Source organism: Polaromonas sp. YR568 (assembly GCF_943369675.1).
Classification (GTDB): domain Bacteria; phylum Pseudomonadota; class Gammaproteobacteria; order Burkholderiales; family Burkholderiaceae_C; genus Polaromonas.
This window is the reverse complement of the sequence record NZ_CALROB020000010.1, coordinates 15827-31592: the sequence shown is the minus strand read 5'-3', so window position 1 is coordinate 31592 and position 15766 is coordinate 15827. Positions and strand designations below refer to the sequence as shown.

Here is a 15766-nt window from a genome sequence, read left to right as displayed (position 1 = left end):
ACCATGCCCTTGCACTTTGCCGACCGCCTCAACAACGTCGAAACCTCCGCCATCCGCGAACTCTTCAAGCTGCTGGGCAAACCCGGCATCGTCAGCTTTGCCGGCGGCTTCCCCGACCCCGCCATGTTCGACGTCGCCGGCATCCAGGAAGCCAGCAACAAGGCCCTCAATGAAGAACCCGGCGGCGCGCTGCAATACGGCGCCACCGAAGGCTACGGCCCGCTGCGTGAACAGCTCAGCGCCTTCATGGCCACCAAGGGCGCCAGAGACGTCGCGCCCGAGAACCTCATCGTCACCACCGGCAGCCAGCAGGCGCTTGATTTGCTCGGCAAGACCATGATCTCCCCCGGCGACAAGGTCATCGTCGAAGGCCCGACCTTCCTCGCCACCATCCAGTGTTTTCGCCTCTATGGCGCCGAACTCATCAGCGCGCCCATAGACGCCCACGGCGTCAAGACAGACGAGCTCGAACAACTCATCGCCCAGCACAAGCCCAAGTTCGTTTACCTCATCCCCACCTTCGGCAACCCCAGCGGCGCGCTGCTGAGCCTGGAGCGCCGCAAGAAGGTGCTGGAGATGGCCGTCAAACACCAGACCCTGATCGTTGAAGACGACCCCTACGGCGACCTCTACTTCGGCGAAGCGCCGCCGCCCTCGCTGCTGGCGCTCAGCCCCAGCGTGCCCGGCAGCCGCGAACTGCTCGCGCACTGCGGCTCCCTCAGCAAGGTGCTGTCGCCAGGCCTGCGCGTGGGCTGGATGATCGCCCCTGCCGAACTACTGGCCAAGGCCACCATGTGCAAGCAGTTCAGCGACGCCCACACCAGCACCTTCGCCCAGGCCACCGCCGCCCGATACCTCAAGGCCGGCCGCATGCCCGACACCCTCAAGCACGTGCGCAAGGTCTACGGCGAACGCGCCACCGCCATGGGCAATGCCCTGAAGCGCGAACTCGGCGACGCGATTGAATTTACGCAACCGCAAGGCGGTTTGTTTTTCTGGGCCCGGCTCACGGGCGCGAACGGCAAGACGAAAGACGCCGGTGAGTTCGCGAAGAAGGCGATCGAGCAACTCGTCGCCTTTGTGCCGGGCGCGCCGTTTTACGCTAGCAACCCCGACCTGTCCACGCTGCGGCTGAGCTTTGCCACGGCGGACGTGGCGAAGATTGAAGAGGGTGTCGGGCGGCTGGGCAAGGCGCTTTGATGCCAGGCTAAATTACCAATTCGCTGTATGACTGTGACCTCTTCCTTTGGTCGTATAGCGGCGCAAGCTTCCGCCGCCGCCTGCGCTGCGGTGATTTTGGTTCTTTCCAATCTGGATACGCTTACCTCTTTTTTGAGGATGAGCGGCGATGATATTTTGAACGTGCTGCTTTGGATACTGTTCGTCGGAGCTATTGCTGGGGGCGCTGCAATGAGAGAGCTACCCCAAGGTAAACGACTTGGATCCTTGGGTGGAGTTTTCTTCTTGATTAACGGGGGGGTATTTTTGAGTTATGCCGTGTACGCTTTGCTGCTGTCATTTGGACAAAAATAATTTCACCTGAGATTCGGCTTTCTTGGGGATTGGGCTGGATTCGCGATATGCGGCTGCACCTGGGCCGGGTCGTTGATCCAGGCGCCGTAGTCGGCCTGCACCTCGGCCAGCGTGGGCGCCGGCCCCCACCACTGCGTCCAGTGCGGGCGCGACAGCCAGCCGTGCAGCATGGGCAGGTCGGCCGCCTGCAAGGGCCGGAAGTTGAACGGTCTGGCCACATCGCTTGCCGTGTCAGGCGCGCCGCCCATGGCTGTCTCCAGATCGTCCATGCGCCCATTTTGCACAGGCGGCGCAAGGGCGCCAGCGGGTTTCCGGGGCGGCCCATGGGGTTTGCCCGTACTGCCTACAATCCGACGGAGCCTGGGCCTGTCGCCCGCGGCACTTGATCCGGGCCCGTCCACCTTCATGACTTCCGCAACCGCGCCTGGCGCCACCCACTCGATTTCTCCCGCCACCCGCCGTTCCATCCTGCTGCTCTCCTGCGCCACCTTTTCCAGCATGGTGGCCCAGCGCATTTGCGACGCCATGCTGCCCGAGCTCTCGCGCGTCTTTGCCGTCAGCCTTGCGCAGGCCGCGCAGGTCGTCTCTGTGTTTGCCGTCACCTACGGCGTCTCGCAACTCTTTTACGGCCCGTTGGGCGACAGGCTGGGCAAGTTCCGCATCGTCACCTTTGCCGCGCTGGGCTGCAGCGTCGGCAGCGCGGTCGCCGTGTTTGCCACCAGCCTGGACGTGCTGCTGCTCGCCCGCATCATGATGGCGCTGGGGGCCGCCGCGCTGATCCCGCTGGCCATGGCCTGGGTCGGTGACGCCGTGCCGCCGCACGAGCTGCAGGAAATGCTCACGCGCACGGGCCTGGGCAGCACGCTGGGCATCGTCTGCGGCCAGTTGCTGGGCGGGCTGCTGACCGATGCGCTCGGCTGGCGCTGGGCCTTTGCCTTCCTGGTGCTACTGTTCGGCGCGGTCGGCTCGCTGCTGTTGGGCGACCTGCGCCGGCAGCAGGCAGTGCCGAAGGCGGAAGCGGCTCCAACAGACCAGGCGCCCGTGCCGCGCCCGCACTTCGTCAAACAGGCTTTGCTCATCATCAGCCACCCCTGGTCGCGCACCATCCTGCTGCTGGCCGTGATTGAAGGCGCCGTGGGTTTTGGCGTGCTGGCCATGTGGGCCTCGCACCTGCACCATGCCCTGGGTTTGTCGCTCTCGGTCTCGGGCGCCATCGTCGCGCTCTTCGGCCTGGGTGGCGTCGGCTACATGATCGTGGGCCGCGCCTTGATACCGCGCCTGGGCCAGCACGGCCTGGTGCTGCTGGGCGGCTCGCTGGTCGGCATAGGCGCGCTGGCACTGGCCTACATACCGCACTGGGGCCCGGCCATTCCCGCCAGCCTCATCGCGGGCTTTGGTTTCTTCATGTTCCACAACGTCATGCAGGCCAACGCCACCCAGATGGCGCCCGAGGCGCGCGGCACTGCCGTGTCGATGTTCGCTTCCTTCCTGTTCCTGGGCCAGTCGATAGGCGTGGTGCTGGCCGCGGCTTTAATAGACCGCATAGGCACCCATGCCGTGGTGGCGCTGGGCGGGGGGGTGATGGCGGCGGAGGGGGTTTACTTTGCGTGGGCCTTGCGGCGGCGGAGTGCTGCGCTCTTCGCAGGCCAGCGCGGTATGGCTTAGAGGTAGCGCGGCAACAAGCGCGCCACGCGCTGCAGGAATGTGAACTCTTCGTCGGAAAGCGCCCGCTCGGCAAAGTCAAAGTGGCACAGCGTGCCGAACATGTGGTCGGGTGAGGTCATCAGCGGCAGGCCCACATAACTTTCCATCACGCCCTGGTGCGGGTGGCCGTTCAGGGCTTCCATGCCCGTGGTGCGGCTGGTGCGGAAGAAGCCGTCGCGCAGCACAAACTGGCAAAAACTGTCGCCCAGCGGCACTGACTGTAGGCCGCCGCGGTCAAAGTCATCGTCCACCAACTTGTCGACCAGCTCCACGTTGTGCAGCACCATGTCCTGTAGCCGGTAGACGGCGGTAAAGCGGTGGTCGACACGCTGGTTCAGGAAACGAAGCCCGGCTTCCAGCCCGCCGCTGTTCAGGGATTCGGCGAGTTGGGTGTAGTCGTCCATGGGGCCACTTTAACAGTGAGGTGTTCTTGGGCCGTTTACGTTCAACGACGCCAAGACGGAGACGGCCTGGACGGTGAACATGCTGCTCACCATGGCCGGCCGTGCCTCCTCAAATCCCCTGGCCACCAGACACCTCAATCCGCTGCGCATTCACCCACCGGTTGTCCTCGGTCAACAGGCTGGCGATCATCGGGCCGATGTCGTCGGGCAGGCCGGCGCGGCCCAATGCGGTGATGCCTGCGAATACTTGATTGATCTCGGGGTTGTCGCGTACGGCGCCGCCGCCGAAGTCGGTTTCTATCGCGCCTGGCGCCACGGTGTTGACGGCGATGCCGCGTGCGCCCAGTTCCTTGGCCATGTAGCGGGTCAGCACTTCGACTGCGCCCTTGACGGCCGCGTAGGCGGCGTAGCCGGGGTAGGACGTTCTTGTGAGACCCGAGGACAGGTTGACGATGCGGCCGCCGTCGGCGATCAGGGGCAGCAGGGTTTGCGTCAGGAAGTAGACGCCCTTGAAGTGCACGTTGACGAGGCCGTCGAATTGCGCTTCGGTGGTCTGGCCTATCAGGGCGTAGTCACCGTGGCCGGCGTTGTTGACGAGGTGGTCGAAAGTGTCGCGCTGCCAGGTGTCACGCAACGCGGCGCGCAGGCGGTCGGCGAAGGGCGCAAAGGTCGTGACCTTGCCGGTATCCAGCTGCAGGGCCACGGCCTTGCGGCCCATGGCCTGGATTTCAGCGACGACGGCTTGCGCGTCTTCGGCCCGGCTCTGGTAGGTAAGGACGACGTCGCCGCCGCGGCGGGCGATGCTCAGGGCGGTATTACGGCCCAGGCCGCGGCTGGCACCGGTGACGAGGGTGATGGTGGTCATGTTGCTCATGGTCGGGTTCCTTGTCTGGAGGGGTGGTGGATAACGGCTTTCAGTGTCCGGCGGGTGGGCCGGCGCGGGTTGCCGGAAGCTCGTTGCTTCTTGCCTGATCCTCCAGATTTCGACACCGGGCTAGCCGCAACCTGCCGCCAGCGGTTAGTCTTGCGGCATGAACACGCCTCTTCTTCTGGATGTTGTCGGCCGCTATGCCGAGGCCCATGCCGACAAGGCGGGCTTGGTGCAGACGGCCGTCCCGGGCCTGACCCTGGTGCGCGCGACTGCGCCCAGCGGCCTGGTGCATGCGATTTCGCAGCCGCTGGTCTGTCTCTTGCTGCAGGGCGGCAAGCAGGTGGTCATGGGCACCCAATCCTTCGCGTTCACCGCGGGCGAATCGTTGCTGATCATGGCAGACGTGCCTACGGTCAACCAGATCACGCGCGCGAGTGTGCCTGCGCCTTACCTCTCCCTGGTGCTGGAGCTGGACCTTGCGGTGATCGCGGAGCTGGTGCTGCAGATGAAGGACGGGCCCGCGGCCGATGCCGCGGCCGTGCGGGTGGGGACTACCGAGGCCGAGGTTGCCGATGTGGCACTGCGCCTGATGCGATTGCTCGATCGCCCCGCAGCCTTGCCGGTGCTGCGGGCGCAACTGGTGCGCGAGATGCACTACTGGCTGCTGGCGGGCCGGCTGGGAGCCGCGATACGGCGCCTGGGCTGGCCGGACGGCCATGCGCAGCGGGTTGCGCGCGCGGTGTCGGTGCTGAGGCGGGATTTTGCGCAGCCCTTGCCGGTGGAGCGGCTGGCGGGCGTAGCGGGTATGAGTCTGTCTTCATTCCATCAGCACTTTCGCAGCGTGACTTCACTGTCGCCGCTGCAGTTCCAGAAACAGTTGCGCCTGATCGAGGCTCGGCGCTTGATGTTGTCGGAGGACGTGAGCGCGAGCAGCGCGGCGTTTGCGGTGGGCTATGAAAGCGTGCCGCAGTTCACCCGCGAATACGGGCGCATGTTCGGCTTGCCGCCGGTACGGGAAACGGGCGCGACACGCAGCAGGGCGGCGGCGACCGCCTGAGATCGCCGCCATGCATGGCGCGCTTGGGCGTTCCATTGACGGGTGGCGCCGGATGGCTCACCCCGTCCGAATCATCGTCACAAACTCCGTCCCACTCTCAGGCAACCAGACCTCCCCAGGCCGCCCCAGAATCTGCCGCACCGCGGCATTGGCGCGGGGCAGCGGGATCGCCTCAAACCTCTCGCTGCCCGGGTCAAAGCGCAGCATCGCGTTGTTGCTCCACTCCGAGGCCCAGACGATGTCCTTGTTGTCGACATAGACCGCGTAGACATGGGGGTCGGCGCCCGGGGCCTTCCAGGTTTTCCAGCTGTTGGCGCTTGTGCCCAGTGCCGGGTCGTGCACCGAGAGGTTTCCGCTGCTCCATTCCGACACCCAGATGCGGCCTTTGCTGTCTGACCAGACCCTGCGCGCGCCCTGGCGCGGTGTGGGCGGCTCGACGATGCGGGACTCGCCGGTCTTGCGGTCTATGTTTGCGATAAAGGAACCGGCCAGGGAGCACCACCAGATATCGCCTTTGGGCGTGGCGCAGATGCCGTAGGGGCCGCGGCCGCGGGGAGAGTCTTTTACCGTCACGGCGCCGCTGCGCACGTCGACCTTGCCGACGTAGCCGCTCTGGCCGGTGAACCACAGATGGCCGTCCCCGTCGAAGGCGCAGGTGTTGAGGTTGGCGTAGGGCGTGCCGGTGGGCAGGGGGAAGACTTTCACTTGCCGCGACGGCCAGGCCACGCGGGCAATCGCGTTTTGCCCGCCGTCGGTGAGCCAGGCCGCGCCGTCGGGGCCGGCGATGACGCCGTGGGGTGATGAGCCGTTGCCCAGGGCGATCAATTCCGTTTTGCCGCTGCGCGGGTCAAACCAGCCCAGGTGGCCGCTGCGCTGGGCGGAGAACCAGACGCCGCCGTCGGGCGCGGGCGCGATGTCGTGGATGCCGGTGGCGGCGCGGGTGTGGAGGGGCCAGGATTGCAGGCGCGGTGCGGTGGTGGGCGCTTGCGCGTGTGCGGTGTGAGCCGGGAGGCCGACGCCGATCAGGCCGGCCGGCAAACCGGGCAGGGCAACCAGCGCGGTGCGACGCTTGATGCCAGTCACGACGGGGGATGGATGAGGGGACGGCTGCTGCAAGGGAAAGGCCATGGCATTACCTCCTGCGCATGGTGTCTTCAGTGCATGCGCCGCACGCGGTTAAGAAAGTCAGCGTCTAGGCATTGTGGCGAAAAGGGCGGCTGTCATCAACGGGGCTTGCCCGCACTTTGGCCGCGTTTTTTGGTGGGTGAATCCAGCCTAGCCGAAGGACGACTGGTCAAATGACGACCGCTGCTGCGGATGCCCCCGCAGGTAATTCTTCACATTCACCGCCGTATCCCCCACCGCCGCAATCGCCCTGCGCAGCTGCTCCTGGCTGACGTCCAGCACCAGCGTCCAGGCGTAGGTATTCGCCTTGTCGTTGAGGTTGATGCGGTCGGGCTGTATGGCCGGCCTTGCGTGCTGGGATAAAAACATGGGTGGCTCCTTGAGGGGATGGAACCACCTTAGCCCGCGGCCTGCCTTGTATTTGTAGGCCATTGCCGCCAGTGGCGGCGGCAAGCGCCGGCTTTACACGGCTTTGCCGGCCTGGGACACCAGCACGGGCTTGTCGCGGTAGACCTCGGGCATCACGGTTTTGAGGTTGGCGATTTTCGGCAAGTCAAAGCGCGCGATGTAGGGCTGCGTGGGGTTCAGCGTGGCGTAGTCCTGGTGGTAGGCCTCTGCGGGATAGAAGGCGGTGAAAGGCGTGAGCTGGGTGACGATCTTGCCGGGGAAGACTTTCGCGGCGTCGAGCTGGGCGATGTAGCTTTCGGTGATCTTCTTTTGCTCGGCGCCCTGGTAGAAAACAGCGGAGCGGTATTGCGTGCCGCTGTCGGGGCCCTGGCGGTTCAGGGTGGTGGGGTCGTGGGCGACGGAGAAGTAGATCTGCAGCAGCTTGCCGTAGCTGATCTGTTTCGGGTCGTAGGTGACCTGCACGGACTCGGCGTGGCCGGTGCGGCCTGAGCCGATCATGTCGTAGCTGGCGGTGGATTTGTCGCCGCCTGCGTAGCCTGAGACGGCGTTGAGCACGCCCTTGGTGTGCTGGAAGACGGCCTGCACGCCCCAGAAGCAGCCGCCGGCGAAGACCGCGGTGGCGGTGTTGGCTTGTGCGGCGGGGGTGTCCAGGGTGGGGGCGGGCAGCTTGACGGCTTTTTCCTGGGCGGCGACGGCGCTAAAGCCGCTGCCTAAAAAAGTCAGGGCGGCCATGGCGATGGCGGCGAGGGTGACAAGGTATTTATTCATGGTTGCGGGCTGTTGGGGTGGTGGGTGTGGCAGTTGGTCGGCGTGGGGAGCGGTTTCTTACAGGGTGGTGGGCGCCGGGGCCGCTGAGGTTGGAGGCAAGGGCAGGATTTCGGTTCCCTGTCGGCCGTTTTTGACCGCCTCAAGGTGCCGGTTACCGCTGCTTACCGCTGCGCCGCCGTCCTACAGGCCGGTTTACCGGCTGGAATTAGACTACCTCCCAATGATGAACAAGCTCCTGACCCGATTGACCCCCTACGGCATCCGCCTGCGTGAATTCGCGGCCACCATTCCCGGGCGCCTGCGCCACCCGACCTGGCGTGGTGTGGGGCTGGGCGTGGCGGCGGTTCCTGTGGCGCTGCTGTTGTATGTGCTGCTGCTGATCCCGTTCACGCCCAGCATCAACGACCTGCTCAAGGCCAAGACGGCCAAGCCGTCGGTGCTGATGTCGGTGGACGGCAAGGAACTGGCGGCTTTCTCGCGCGCCAACCGCGACTGGGTGAAGCTGCAGGACATTTCGCCCAACGTGGTGGCGGCGCTGATCGCAACGGAGGACCACCGCTTTTACGACCATCACGGCATGGACTTCAAGCGCACGGCGTCCTCGGTGTTCCACACGCTCACGGGGCGCAAGCAGGGCGGCTCCACCATCACGCAGCAGCTGGCGCGCAACCTCTACCCCGAAGACATTGGCCGCTCCGCGACGCTGACGCGCAAGCTCAAGGAGGCGATCACGGCCTTCAAGATAGAGGCGGTGTACACCAAGGAAGAGATCCTCGAGAGTTACCTCAACACCGTGCCCTTCCTCTACAACGCCTACGGCATCGAGATGGCGGCGCGCACCTATTTCGACAAGTCGGCCAATGAGCTGGACGTGCTGCAAAGCGCGACGCTGGTGGGGATGCTCAAGGGCGCGAGTTATTACAACCCGGTGTCCAACCCCGAACGCGCGACGCAGCGCCGCAACATCGTGCTGGCGCAAATGGTCAAGCATGAGAAGCTGCCCGAGGCGCAGTTCGCGCTGCTCAAGAAAAAACCGCTGAAGATCGACTTCGAGCGGCTGGAGCCCGAGCTGGGCGAGATGCCGCATTTGTCGCAGCAACTGCGCCGCTGGCTGATCGACTGGGCCGACCGCAACGACTACAACATCTATGCCGACGGCCTGGTGGTGCGCACCACGATTGATTCGCGCCTGCAGGACATGGCCAACAAGGCGCTGGTGGCGCAGGCCGACCGCCTGCAGAAAATCGTCGCGGGCGACTGGCGCTTCAATTCAGGCTGGAAGGCCAAAAGCGGCGCCCAGCGCGAGCTGGCCCTGACCTTTGTGCGCGACACCAAGGAGTACAAGGCCGCGCGCGCCGCCGGGCAGGCCGACGACGCGGCGATCAAGACGCTGACGGCCGACGCCGAATTCATGCAGACATTGAAGGAAGAGAAGACGCGGCTGCAGGCCGGCTTTATGGCGCTGGACCCGACCAACGGCCAGGTACGCGCCTGGGTGGGCAGCCGTGATTTTTCCGACGACCAGTTCGACCACGTGCAGCAGGCGCGCCGCCAGCCGGGCTCGACCTTCAAGCCCTTTGTGTACGGTGCGGCGTTTGAGGACGGCGCCAAACCCAGCGACGGGTTTGTCGACGGCGCGGTGGAAATCCCGCTGGGCGACGGCACCTTCTGGCGGCCCACCGACGGCGGCGGCCCCAGCGGCGAGTTCATGAGCCTGCGCCAGGGCTTGATGTTCTCGAAAAATACGATCACCGCCCAGGTCATGCAGGTGGTGGGCCCGGCCCATGTGGCCAAACTGGCCAAGTCCATGGGCGTGCGCCAAAGCAAGCTGGAAGAGGTGCCTTCGCTCGCGCTGGGCACCAGCCCGGTGACGCTGAAGGAAATGGTGTCGGCCTACGGCACGCTGGCCAATGACGGGCGCTACATCGAGCCTATCCTGGTGACGCGCGTGGAAGACCGCAACGGCAAGGTGCTCGAAGAATTCGAGGCCAAGGTGCCGGAGACCGCGATGCCCGCCACGGTGGCGCAGACGCTGCTGGACGTGATGCGCGGCGTGGTCGACCAGGGCACGGGCGCGGCGATACGCAGCCGCTACGGCCTGCGCGCCGACCTGGCCGGCAAGACCGGCACGACGCAGGGCAACACCGACGGCTGGTTCATCCTGATGCACCCGCAGCTGGTGGCCGGCGCCTGGGTGGGTTTTAACGACAACCGCGTGACCATGGGCGACAGCTGGGGGCAGGGCGCGCGCAGCGCGCTGCCCATCGTGGGCGAGTTTTTCCAGCACGCGATCAAGGCCAAGGTGGTGGACGCCAATCAGCGCTTCCCCGCACCCCAGGGCGGCCCCGTGACGGACCAGGAGCAGCAGCGCATCGAGGCCCTGCTCAACGGCGCCGAGCCGCCGCAGGAAGGCCAGCCCGGCGAGGCGCCATCGGTTGCGGGCATGTCCAGCTCGCCGGCCGTGGAAGGCGGCGCACCGCGCTGGCAGCCCGCGCCGGTGATCAAGTACGTGACCATCCAGGCCCCGGCGGAAAACACCACGCCGCAACAGCCCGAGGTGCAGGGCGGGGATTCGGGCGGCGTGCCGGGTGTGGTGCTGCAGCCGCCGGCCACGGTGCCGGTTGAACGGTTGCCGGTGTTTCCGGGCGTGGTGGTAGGGGCGCCTATCGCGCCGCGCTAAAGCGGCTTGCGGCCGGCGTCAGGTTTTGGCCGCCCGTTTCCTGGGGGCGGCGGGCGCGTCGGTATTGATAAAACTCGCATTCCCCAGCCCGGTGCCCACCGTCAGCACGGCCCAGCGCTTCACGCCCTGCATGAAGGGCAACTCCGACAGGCCTTGCACCACCGCGTCGTTGTGCAGGCGCACCTGCATGTCCCGTCCCTTGAGTTGGGGCAGGTTTTCGCCGAGTTGCAGCGCCAGGTTGAAGCGCGGGCTTTCCCAGTTGCCGGGGAGGTTTTGCGCGCCGCCGGTGATGGAGCCGTCCTCATTGATCATGCCGGGGCAGGCCACGCCGACAAAAGGCGCGAGCTTCAACCCCTTGCGGCCGGCCTGCCGGATGAGTTTTTTCAGCATGCCGGCGATGCCTTGCACCAGGTCCTCGCGCCGGGTGGCGTCGTCGTCGCCGGCGTGGCTCCACTTGCTGAGGCCGCTGACCCTGACGTCGGTGAGGTCCGGCGTCTTGTGCGCGCGCGGCCGCACGATGCCGCAGCGCACGTTGGTGCCGCCTATGTCGACGGCCAGGAAGCCGTCGTAGCCGGCGAGAACTTCAGGCGGCGCCAGGTGCACCCAGCCGATCAGGCCGCCCTCATCGGGGTGGTGGCGCAGCGTCATCAGGTGGACATGGCTGCCCTGCTGGTAGAGCAACTCCGCCGCGCGGTCTATGGCCAGCTCGCCGACCAGGCTTTGCTGGAAGCCGCCGCCCACGACGATGCGCCGCACGCCCTGCCACGAGGGATGGGCGAGGAAGCGTTTGACCACACGGGCCAGCTGCCAGGCGTAGTCTTCCGACGCGGCGGAGATGATGGCCGCGGCCTTGCCGTTGCGCCTGAGCAGCGTGTCAAGCCGCTTCTTGCTGATGTCCGGTGTGGGCTTGCGGCCCAGCGCATCGAGGCCGCTGATGCCGCTGTAGAGCTTGCGCCAGGTGTCCAGCATGTCGCTGTAGGCCGTGCGGCTGACGCTGTCGCCCACAAAGCCTTCGCCGTCGTGCAACTGCAGGCTGTAACCCTGGATGGTGACGCCGCGCTGGCGCAGGCCGCCGTGGGTGAGGTCGTCGGGAAGGGAGACGGCGGGGACGTTGGGGGTGGGGGCTTTGCGGGGCATGGTTTCCTTGAGTGGCTACGCCCCCATGATGGCGGGCGTGCATGCGGCGTACCAGCGGTCAAGGCGCATGCGGCCGTCAGCCGAAGCCTTGAAACAGCCGGTCAAAATCATCAGGCAAATAAAAGCAGCGAAAGTGGCGCGCACAGCAAATCGGCCGGTAAAACCGGCCGATTTGCGTAGGGAACAGCAGCGTCTTAACGGTTGCGGTTCATTTCTTTTTCAACGGCTTTGCCGGCGTCCTTGACGTTTTCCTTCACGTCGCCGACAGCCTTCTGGACTTTGCCTTCCATCTCGCGTGCATGGCCCTTGGCCTGCTGCTCGGTGCTACCGATCACTTTGCCGGTGTGTTCCTGCACTTCGCCGGCGACTTCCTTGATCTTGCCTTTGACTTGGTCCTTGTTCATGAGATGTACCTTTCGGGTTTCAGGGTTGAGGGGACATGGAAAAACTCCATGCCCTCAAGTTAACGCCGCGCCAAAAGCGTGCGCGCAAGGATGCGGCGCGCCTGCGTGTGGGTGGCCGCCTACAAGTTGTTGTTCCGCCCGCAAATACCGCTGTAGGAAAACGTCTTTTCATGTGACAAGGCGCGTTGCGCGCAGGTAGACTGGCTGGAATGCGACATTGTGCAAGTGCTGCAAAAGAAGGAAACATTCTTGGGGGCGCAGCATCGGTGCTGATGCCTTCCCGGTGTCGCGTAAAGACGCAATGCTTATCAAAGATACCGTATGAAAAAGTACATCCTGTCGTGGGTTTTGTTGGGAGGCGCACCCATGCTGCACGCGCAGACCGAGTGGTTTAACGTGATGGGCGATGCGCAGGACCCGGCCGTGAACACCATCGAGGTCGATCCCATACCCTTGTCCGTGAAGGACGACGTGCGCACGATGAAAATCCGCGTAAGCCGCTCCACGCCGCGTACCAGCTGGGAGGGCGTGCCTTACCGCTCCTACATCTCCACCGTGCAGTTCGACTGCGCGAACAAAGCCGCGCGCTACGCTTCGCTGGATTTTTACCTGGAGCCGCTGTGGAAGGGCAAGTCGCACAAGACCTCGACCTACCCTGAACACGTGATGCGGCGCATGGAGTTTCGCGACGTGACGCCCAACCCGACGCAGCGGCTGATCCGCGCCGCTTGCAGGAACACGGGCTCGGCGAAGGGCTAGAGCGGCCGTGGGTGGCCGCTTGTGCCCGTGCGGCACCGGCGCTAGGATGGGCTTTTCGCCTCCACCTTGGGAGTGGCGGCTGCCATCAAGAAGAAAGGCCTTTTCTCATGCCGCAACTCATTGCCTCGGTCGAAGGCGTCGAAATCAAGCACGTCTACCTGACGAACGACCGCACCACGCTGGGCCGCAGGCCGTACAACGACATCGTGCTGGACAACCTGGTGGTCAGCGGTGAGCACTGCGTGTTTGAGCTCAAGGGCATCGCCGACGTCTACCTGCAGGACCTGGGCAGCACCAACGGCACCTACCTCAATGGCCAGATCGTCAAGGCGCGCCAGCTGCTGCACGACAACGACGTGATCAACATCGGAAGCTTTCACATCCAGTTCCTGGCGAGGTCGGAACACGAGGCGTCCAGTGCGCCCGAGGAAACCACCGCCATGTCGCTGGACGCGATAGGCCTTCCCGGTACCGCCGGCGCGCGGCAGGCCAGCCTCAAAGTGCTGTCGGGTTCGTCGGCGGGGCTGGAGGTGCCGGTGGTCAAGGCCGTCACCACCTTCGGCCAGCCGGGCGTGGCCGTGGTGTCGATCTCGCACCGGCGCGACGGTTATTACGTGGCCCACATGGACGGCGACACGCCGTCCACGCTCAACGGCAAACCCATCAGTGCCAAGGCGACGCCGCTCGCCCACCATGACGTGTTGAACCTGGCGGGGACGGAGATGGAGTTTTTGCTGAAGGGGGCGTAGGCTTTTTACTCCCTCTCCCAGAGGGAGAGGGCGCCAAGAGGGAACAACCCAGAAGCCCCTAAATAATCGAGCTGCCCGGGTTGGTGCTTGAGTAGTGGACGTGCCTGCGCGGCGGCCCTTCGCCGGCCAGGCGCAGGGCAAAGGCCCGGGCCAGCGCCTGCAGTTTGAGGGTGGACTTCAAGTGCAGCGGCGTCATGCCGGTTTTGGTGAGGTCGGACGCATTGCTGGACACGCGCGAGAGCTGCGGCTGCTCCAGCCGGGTGGGCGCCGGGCGGGGCGCGCGTTCCGGGGGCTTCTGCCCGGCGGCCAGTTTGCCGGCTTCGCCGGGGGCCGGGCCCAGGAATTTTTCGCGCAGCAACGCGGCGCCAGGCCGGCGCTGGCTTTCGATGATCCAGTAGGGAATACCGGCGCGGCTCAGCAGCTCGCGCTTGAACGCATGCTGGCGGTCGGTCACCTCGCCGCGGCCCAGCACGTCGATGCAGCCCAGCACCGTGCCTTTGTGGTCGGCCAGGGCGCAGGAAAAACTCACGTTGCCCAGCAGCGCCTGCCAGTGCGCGTCGCCGCCGCGCTGGTTGGGTTCGATAAAACCGGTGAAGGGGATTTTGGGCAGGATGCGGTGCCCGGGGAAAACCTCTTCGAGCCAGCGCCAGACCTGGAGTTCGTCGCGGCTGGCCAGGGGTTTGGCGCGCAGGGTGTGGTTGCGCGCCACCTTCTTGCGGGCGGCCACCACATGGGACAGCCAGCGTTCGTAGCCCAGCGCACCCAGGGCAACGCTGCCGACGAAGATAAAAAACCCGATCAGAAAACCCGTTGCCGTCATGAATGTGCCCTGAAGTCGCCCGTTTTATGTCTGAAGAAGAAGGGCGTACCGCCTGATCCCTGCCCTGTTTATAAGGTACATTTTTCGTCTTTAGTGAATTGGTTCACAAACTTTTACGAACGATCGTTCGAGAAATCAGGGCCGTGTGCGTGGCCCGCAAGCTCAACTTCCCCCGTATATCCCCGTAGTTAGATGAAACAAGCTCCCGCAGGCGGCCTGGTGTATTCCACCGAAGCCGGAAGAATGTGCCCCGCTTGCCGCCGGCCGGTGGCGGCCTGCACCTGCACGCAGGCGCAAGCTCCCGCGGCGGGCGGCCCGGTGCGTGTGAGCCGTGAAAGCAAGGGCCGGGGCGGCAAGACCGTGACGGTGGTCAAGGGGCTGCCGCTGGATGCCATGGCCCTGGCGCTGCTCGGCAAGCAGCTCAGGGCGGCCTGCGGTTCCGGTGGCACGGCCAAAGACGGCGTCATCGAGGTGCAGGGAGACCATTGCGATCTGGTGCTGGCGGCGCTGCTGAAGCAGGGCTTTGCGGCCAAACGGGCCGGCGGCTAGGGCCTTTCGCCTATATATGAACCCCGAGGACTTGCTGCTGCTGGTGACTCGCGAAATGCCTTTCGGCAAACACAAGGGCACGCTGATCGCCGACCTGCCGGGCAACTACCTCAATTGGTTCGCCCGCGAGGGCTTTCCCAAGGGCGAAATCGGCCGCCTGCTGGCGCTGATGCAGGAAATCGACCACAACGGCCTGAAGCCATTGCTGGACCCGTTGCGCCGCTGATTTATCCCGGCTGTCCGTGGCCGCCTCCTGCATTTGCAGTATTGCCAGCGCGGGCATTCCTCCGCAGAATCCTCGCACCCCGCGCAGGCCGGCGCGCGGGCCAGGCCATACGCGCCGCAACGCCCCCGCACGAGGTGACCCCCATGAGTTACGAATTGCCCCTGGAAGCCAGGGCCAGGCAAATGATGGCGAAGTTCCGCACGCACGAATGGCTGGGTTTCACCGCGGGGTTCCTGATTTTTGCCGCCGCCGACATGCTGCGCGCCTGGTTCGCGCCCCAGCTTCCGGTGTGGCTGGTGCGCGGCCTGTTTTTTCCCATCGTGCTGCTCGCCTCAGTGGCGGCGCTTTATCTCTCGGTGTCCATGCACAAGGCGCTTAAAGAACACAGCGTGGTCGACCCGCTGACGCGGCGCGAGATGTGCCTGCTGTTCCTGCTGGGTTCGAAAGACCAGCAGGGCATGCGGCTCATGAAACGCATCGCCATGGCGGCCAATGTGCATGCGCTGAGTTTTGGGATGGCGTTGGGGCTGCTGGTGTTCAGCCTGCTGCGCTTCTAGGTTTTCTCCCTCTCC

20 protein-coding genes are annotated in these 15766 nt (G+C 65.2%); 11 read left to right on the top strand and 9 right to left on the bottom strand.

The features are described 5' to 3' along the window. Positions 1-9 precede the first annotated feature (9 nt). Together ACLV8F_RS07190 and ACLV8F_RS07185 are read left to right on the top strand one after the other, a co-directional pair. Entirely contained in the window at positions 10-1200 is a 1191-nt protein-coding gene (locus ACLV8F_RS07190) for a PLP-dependent aminotransferase family protein (protein ID WP_411883650.1), read from the top strand. 27 nt (positions 1201-1227) lie between these two features. Further along, a complete protein-coding gene (locus ACLV8F_RS07185) occupies positions 1228-1533 on the top strand; it encodes a hypothetical protein (protein WP_411883552.1) in 306 nt (101 codons plus the stop codon). A 2-nt stretch (positions 1534-1535) separates the two neighbouring features. On the opposite strand, the gene ACLV8F_RS07180 is transcribed toward ACLV8F_RS07185, so the two are convergent. Next, complete coding sequence (locus tag ACLV8F_RS07180) at positions 1536-1802, bottom strand: GNAT family N-acetyltransferase (RefSeq protein WP_411883551.1); 267 nt, start codon at positions 1800-1802, stop codon at positions 1536-1538. A gap of 136 nt (positions 1803-1938) precedes the next feature. On the opposite strand from ACLV8F_RS07180, the gene ACLV8F_RS07175 reads away from it, so the two are divergent. Then, complete coding sequence (locus ACLV8F_RS07175) at positions 1939-3198, top strand: MFS transporter (RefSeq protein ID WP_411883550.1); 1260 nt, start codon at positions 1939-1941, stop codon at positions 3196-3198. On the opposite strand, the gene ACLV8F_RS07170 is transcribed toward ACLV8F_RS07175, so the two are convergent. Further along, positions 3195-3641, bottom strand: coding sequence for a hypothetical protein (locus ACLV8F_RS07170; protein ID WP_411883549.1), 447 nt, complete (start codon positions 3639-3641; stop codon positions 3195-3197). The genes ACLV8F_RS07175 and ACLV8F_RS07170 overlap by 4 nt on opposite strands. A gap of 109 nt (positions 3642-3750) precedes the next feature. Beyond that, positions 3751-4506: an SDR family NAD(P)-dependent oxidoreductase gene (locus ACLV8F_RS07165; RefSeq protein WP_411883649.1), complete on the bottom strand. Its 756-nt coding sequence runs from the start codon at positions 4504-4506 to the stop codon at positions 3751-3753. A gap of 166 nt (positions 4507-4672) precedes the next feature. On the opposite strand from ACLV8F_RS07165, the gene ACLV8F_RS07160 reads away from it, so the two are divergent. Further along, positions 4673-5569 carry an AraC family transcriptional regulator N-terminal domain-containing protein gene (locus tag ACLV8F_RS07160; protein WP_411883548.1) on the top strand — a complete coding sequence of 299 codons (897 nt, stop codon included), beginning with the start codon at positions 4673-4675 and terminating at the stop codon, positions 5567-5569. A gap of 57 nt (positions 5570-5626) precedes the next feature. Here ACLV8F_RS07160 and ACLV8F_RS07155 read toward each other — a convergent pair whose 3' ends face one another. From ACLV8F_RS07155 to msrA, 3 genes are all read right to left on the bottom strand, one after another. Next, complete coding sequence (locus ACLV8F_RS07155; RefSeq protein WP_411883547.1) at positions 5627-6697, bottom strand: lyase; 1071 nt, start codon at positions 6695-6697, stop codon at positions 5627-5629. A gap of 147 nt (positions 6698-6844) precedes the next feature. Then, complete coding sequence (locus ACLV8F_RS07150; RefSeq protein ID WP_411883546.1) at positions 6845-7063, bottom strand: DUF3606 domain-containing protein; 219 nt, start codon at positions 7061-7063, stop codon at positions 6845-6847. A 93-nt stretch (positions 7064-7156) separates the two neighbouring features. Continuing rightward, positions 7157-7870 carry a peptide-methionine (S)-S-oxide reductase MsrA gene (gene msrA / locus ACLV8F_RS07145; RefSeq protein WP_411883545.1) on the bottom strand — a complete coding sequence of 238 codons (714 nt, stop codon included), beginning with the start codon at positions 7868-7870 and terminating at the stop codon, positions 7157-7159. A 223-nt stretch (positions 7871-8093) separates the two neighbouring features. On the opposite strand from msrA, the gene ACLV8F_RS07140 reads away from it, so the two are divergent. Beyond that, on the top strand, positions 8094-10550 hold the full coding sequence (locus ACLV8F_RS07140; protein WP_411883544.1) for a transglycosylase domain-containing protein: 2457 nt from the start codon (positions 8094-8096) through the stop codon (positions 10548-10550). Between the two features lie 18 nt (positions 10551-10568). On the opposite strand, the gene ACLV8F_RS07135 is transcribed toward ACLV8F_RS07140, so the two are convergent. Next, complete coding sequence (locus ACLV8F_RS07135) at positions 10569-11687, bottom strand: ROK family protein (protein ID WP_411883543.1); 1119 nt, start codon at positions 11685-11687, stop codon at positions 10569-10571. Between the two features lie 194 nt (positions 11688-11881). Beyond that, complete coding sequence (locus ACLV8F_RS07130) at positions 11882-12091, bottom strand: CsbD family protein (protein ID WP_411883542.1); 210 nt, start codon at positions 12089-12091, stop codon at positions 11882-11884. A 35-nt stretch (positions 12092-12126) separates the two neighbouring features. Here ACLV8F_RS07130 and ACLV8F_RS07125 point away from each other — a divergent pair, with 35 nt between their 5' ends. From ACLV8F_RS07125 to ACLV8F_RS07115, 3 genes are all read left to right on the top strand, one after another. Then, positions 12127-12267, top strand: a complete 141-nt coding sequence (locus tag ACLV8F_RS07125) for a hypothetical protein (RefSeq protein WP_411883541.1) — start codon at positions 12127-12129, stop codon at positions 12265-12267. Positions 12268-12412: 145 nt separating this feature from the next. After that, positions 12413-12850, top strand: coding sequence for a surface-adhesin E family protein (locus ACLV8F_RS07120; RefSeq protein ID WP_411883540.1), 438 nt, complete (start codon positions 12413-12415; stop codon positions 12848-12850). 107 nt (positions 12851-12957) lie between these two features. Then, positions 12958-13599: an FHA domain-containing protein gene (locus ACLV8F_RS07115; RefSeq protein ID WP_411883539.1), complete on the top strand. Its 642-nt coding sequence runs from the start codon at positions 12958-12960 to the stop codon at positions 13597-13599. A gap of 58 nt (positions 13600-13657) precedes the next feature. Here the strand turns inward: ACLV8F_RS07115 and ACLV8F_RS07110 are convergent, their stop codons facing one another. Beyond that, on the bottom strand, positions 13658-14419 hold the full coding sequence (locus ACLV8F_RS07110; RefSeq protein ID WP_411883538.1) for a DUF2726 domain-containing protein: 762 nt from the start codon (positions 14417-14419) through the stop codon (positions 13658-13660). Between the two features lie 192 nt (positions 14420-14611). Here ACLV8F_RS07110 and ACLV8F_RS07105 point away from each other — a divergent pair, with 192 nt between their 5' ends. The 3 genes from ACLV8F_RS07105 (at position 14612) to ACLV8F_RS07095 (ending at position 15751) form a co-directional block, all read left to right on the top strand. Further along, positions 14612-14968 (top strand): translation initiation factor Sui1, encoded by a 357-nt coding sequence (locus ACLV8F_RS07105; RefSeq protein WP_411883537.1) that lies wholly within the window; start codon positions 14612-14614, stop codon positions 14966-14968. Between the two features lie 16 nt (positions 14969-14984). Then, positions 14985-15194 carry a DUF3820 family protein gene (locus ACLV8F_RS07100; protein WP_007873974.1) on the top strand — a complete coding sequence of 70 codons (210 nt, stop codon included), beginning with the start codon at positions 14985-14987 and terminating at the stop codon, positions 15192-15194. Between the two features lie 143 nt (positions 15195-15337). Then, positions 15338-15751 (top strand): hypothetical protein, encoded by a 414-nt coding sequence (locus tag ACLV8F_RS07095; RefSeq protein ID WP_411883536.1) that lies wholly within the window; start codon positions 15338-15340, stop codon positions 15749-15751. Positions 15752-15766 lie beyond the last annotated feature (15 nt).

Excerpts from the sequence above, each read along its gene's own strand:
- ACLV8F_RS07125 (WP_411883541.1), top strand. The coding sequence starts at position 12,127 with ATGGAAAAACTCCATGCCCTCAAGTTAACGCCGCGCCAAAAGCGTGCG.
- ACLV8F_RS07095 (WP_411883536.1), top strand. The coding sequence starts at position 15,338 with ATGAGTTACGAATTGCCCCTGGAAGCCAGGGCCAGGCAAATGATGGCG.
- ACLV8F_RS07115 (WP_411883539.1), top strand. The coding sequence starts at position 12,958 with ATGCCGCAACTCATTGCCTCGGTCGAAGGCGTCGAAATCAAGCACGTC.
- ACLV8F_RS07160 (WP_411883548.1), top strand. The coding sequence starts at position 4,673 with ATGAACACGCCTCTTCTTCTGGATGTTGTCGGCCGCTATGCCGAGGCC.
- ACLV8F_RS07120 (WP_411883540.1), top strand. The coding sequence starts at position 12,413 with ATGAAAAAGTACATCCTGTCGTGGGTTTTGTTGGGAGGCGCACCCATG.
- ACLV8F_RS07100 (WP_007873974.1), top strand. The coding sequence starts at position 14,985 with ATGAACCCCGAGGACTTGCTGCTGCTGGTGACTCGCGAAATGCCTTTC.
- ACLV8F_RS07170 (WP_411883549.1), bottom strand. The coding sequence starts at position 3,641 with ATGGACGACTACACCCAACTCGCCGAATCCCTGAACAGCGGCGGGCTG.
- ACLV8F_RS07140 (WP_411883544.1), top strand. The coding sequence starts at position 8,094 with ATGAACAAGCTCCTGACCCGATTGACCCCCTACGGCATCCGCCTGCGT.
- ACLV8F_RS07185 (WP_411883552.1), top strand. The coding sequence starts at position 1,228 with ATGACTGTGACCTCTTCCTTTGGTCGTATAGCGGCGCAAGCTTCCGCC.
- ACLV8F_RS07155 (WP_411883547.1), bottom strand. The coding sequence starts at position 6,697 with ATGGCCTTTCCCTTGCAGCAGCCGTCCCCTCATCCATCCCCCGTCGTG.
- ACLV8F_RS07135 (WP_411883543.1), bottom strand. The coding sequence starts at position 11,687 with ATGCCCCGCAAAGCCCCCACCCCCAACGTCCCCGCCGTCTCCCTTCCC.
- ACLV8F_RS07165 (WP_411883649.1), bottom strand. The coding sequence starts at position 4,506 with ATGACCACCATCACCCTCGTCACCGGTGCCAGCCGCGGCCTGGGCCGT.
- ACLV8F_RS07175 (WP_411883550.1), top strand. The coding sequence starts at position 1,939 with ATGACTTCCGCAACCGCGCCTGGCGCCACCCACTCGATTTCTCCCGCC.
- ACLV8F_RS07150 (WP_411883546.1), bottom strand. The coding sequence starts at position 7,063 with ATGTTTTTATCCCAGCACGCAAGGCCGGCCATACAGCCCGACCGCATC.
- ACLV8F_RS07130 (WP_411883542.1), bottom strand. The coding sequence starts at position 12,091 with ATGAACAAGGACCAAGTCAAAGGCAAGATCAAGGAAGTCGCCGGCGAA.
- ACLV8F_RS07180 (WP_411883551.1), bottom strand. The coding sequence starts at position 1,802 with ATGGACGATCTGGAGACAGCCATGGGCGGCGCGCCTGACACGGCAAGC.
- ACLV8F_RS07110 (WP_411883538.1), bottom strand. The coding sequence starts at position 14,419 with ATGACGGCAACGGGTTTTCTGATCGGGTTTTTTATCTTCGTCGGCAGC.
- msrA (WP_411883545.1), bottom strand. The coding sequence starts at position 7,870 with ATGAATAAATACCTTGTCACCCTCGCCGCCATCGCCATGGCCGCCCTG.
- ACLV8F_RS07105 (WP_411883537.1), top strand. The coding sequence starts at position 14,612 with ATGAAACAAGCTCCCGCAGGCGGCCTGGTGTATTCCACCGAAGCCGGA.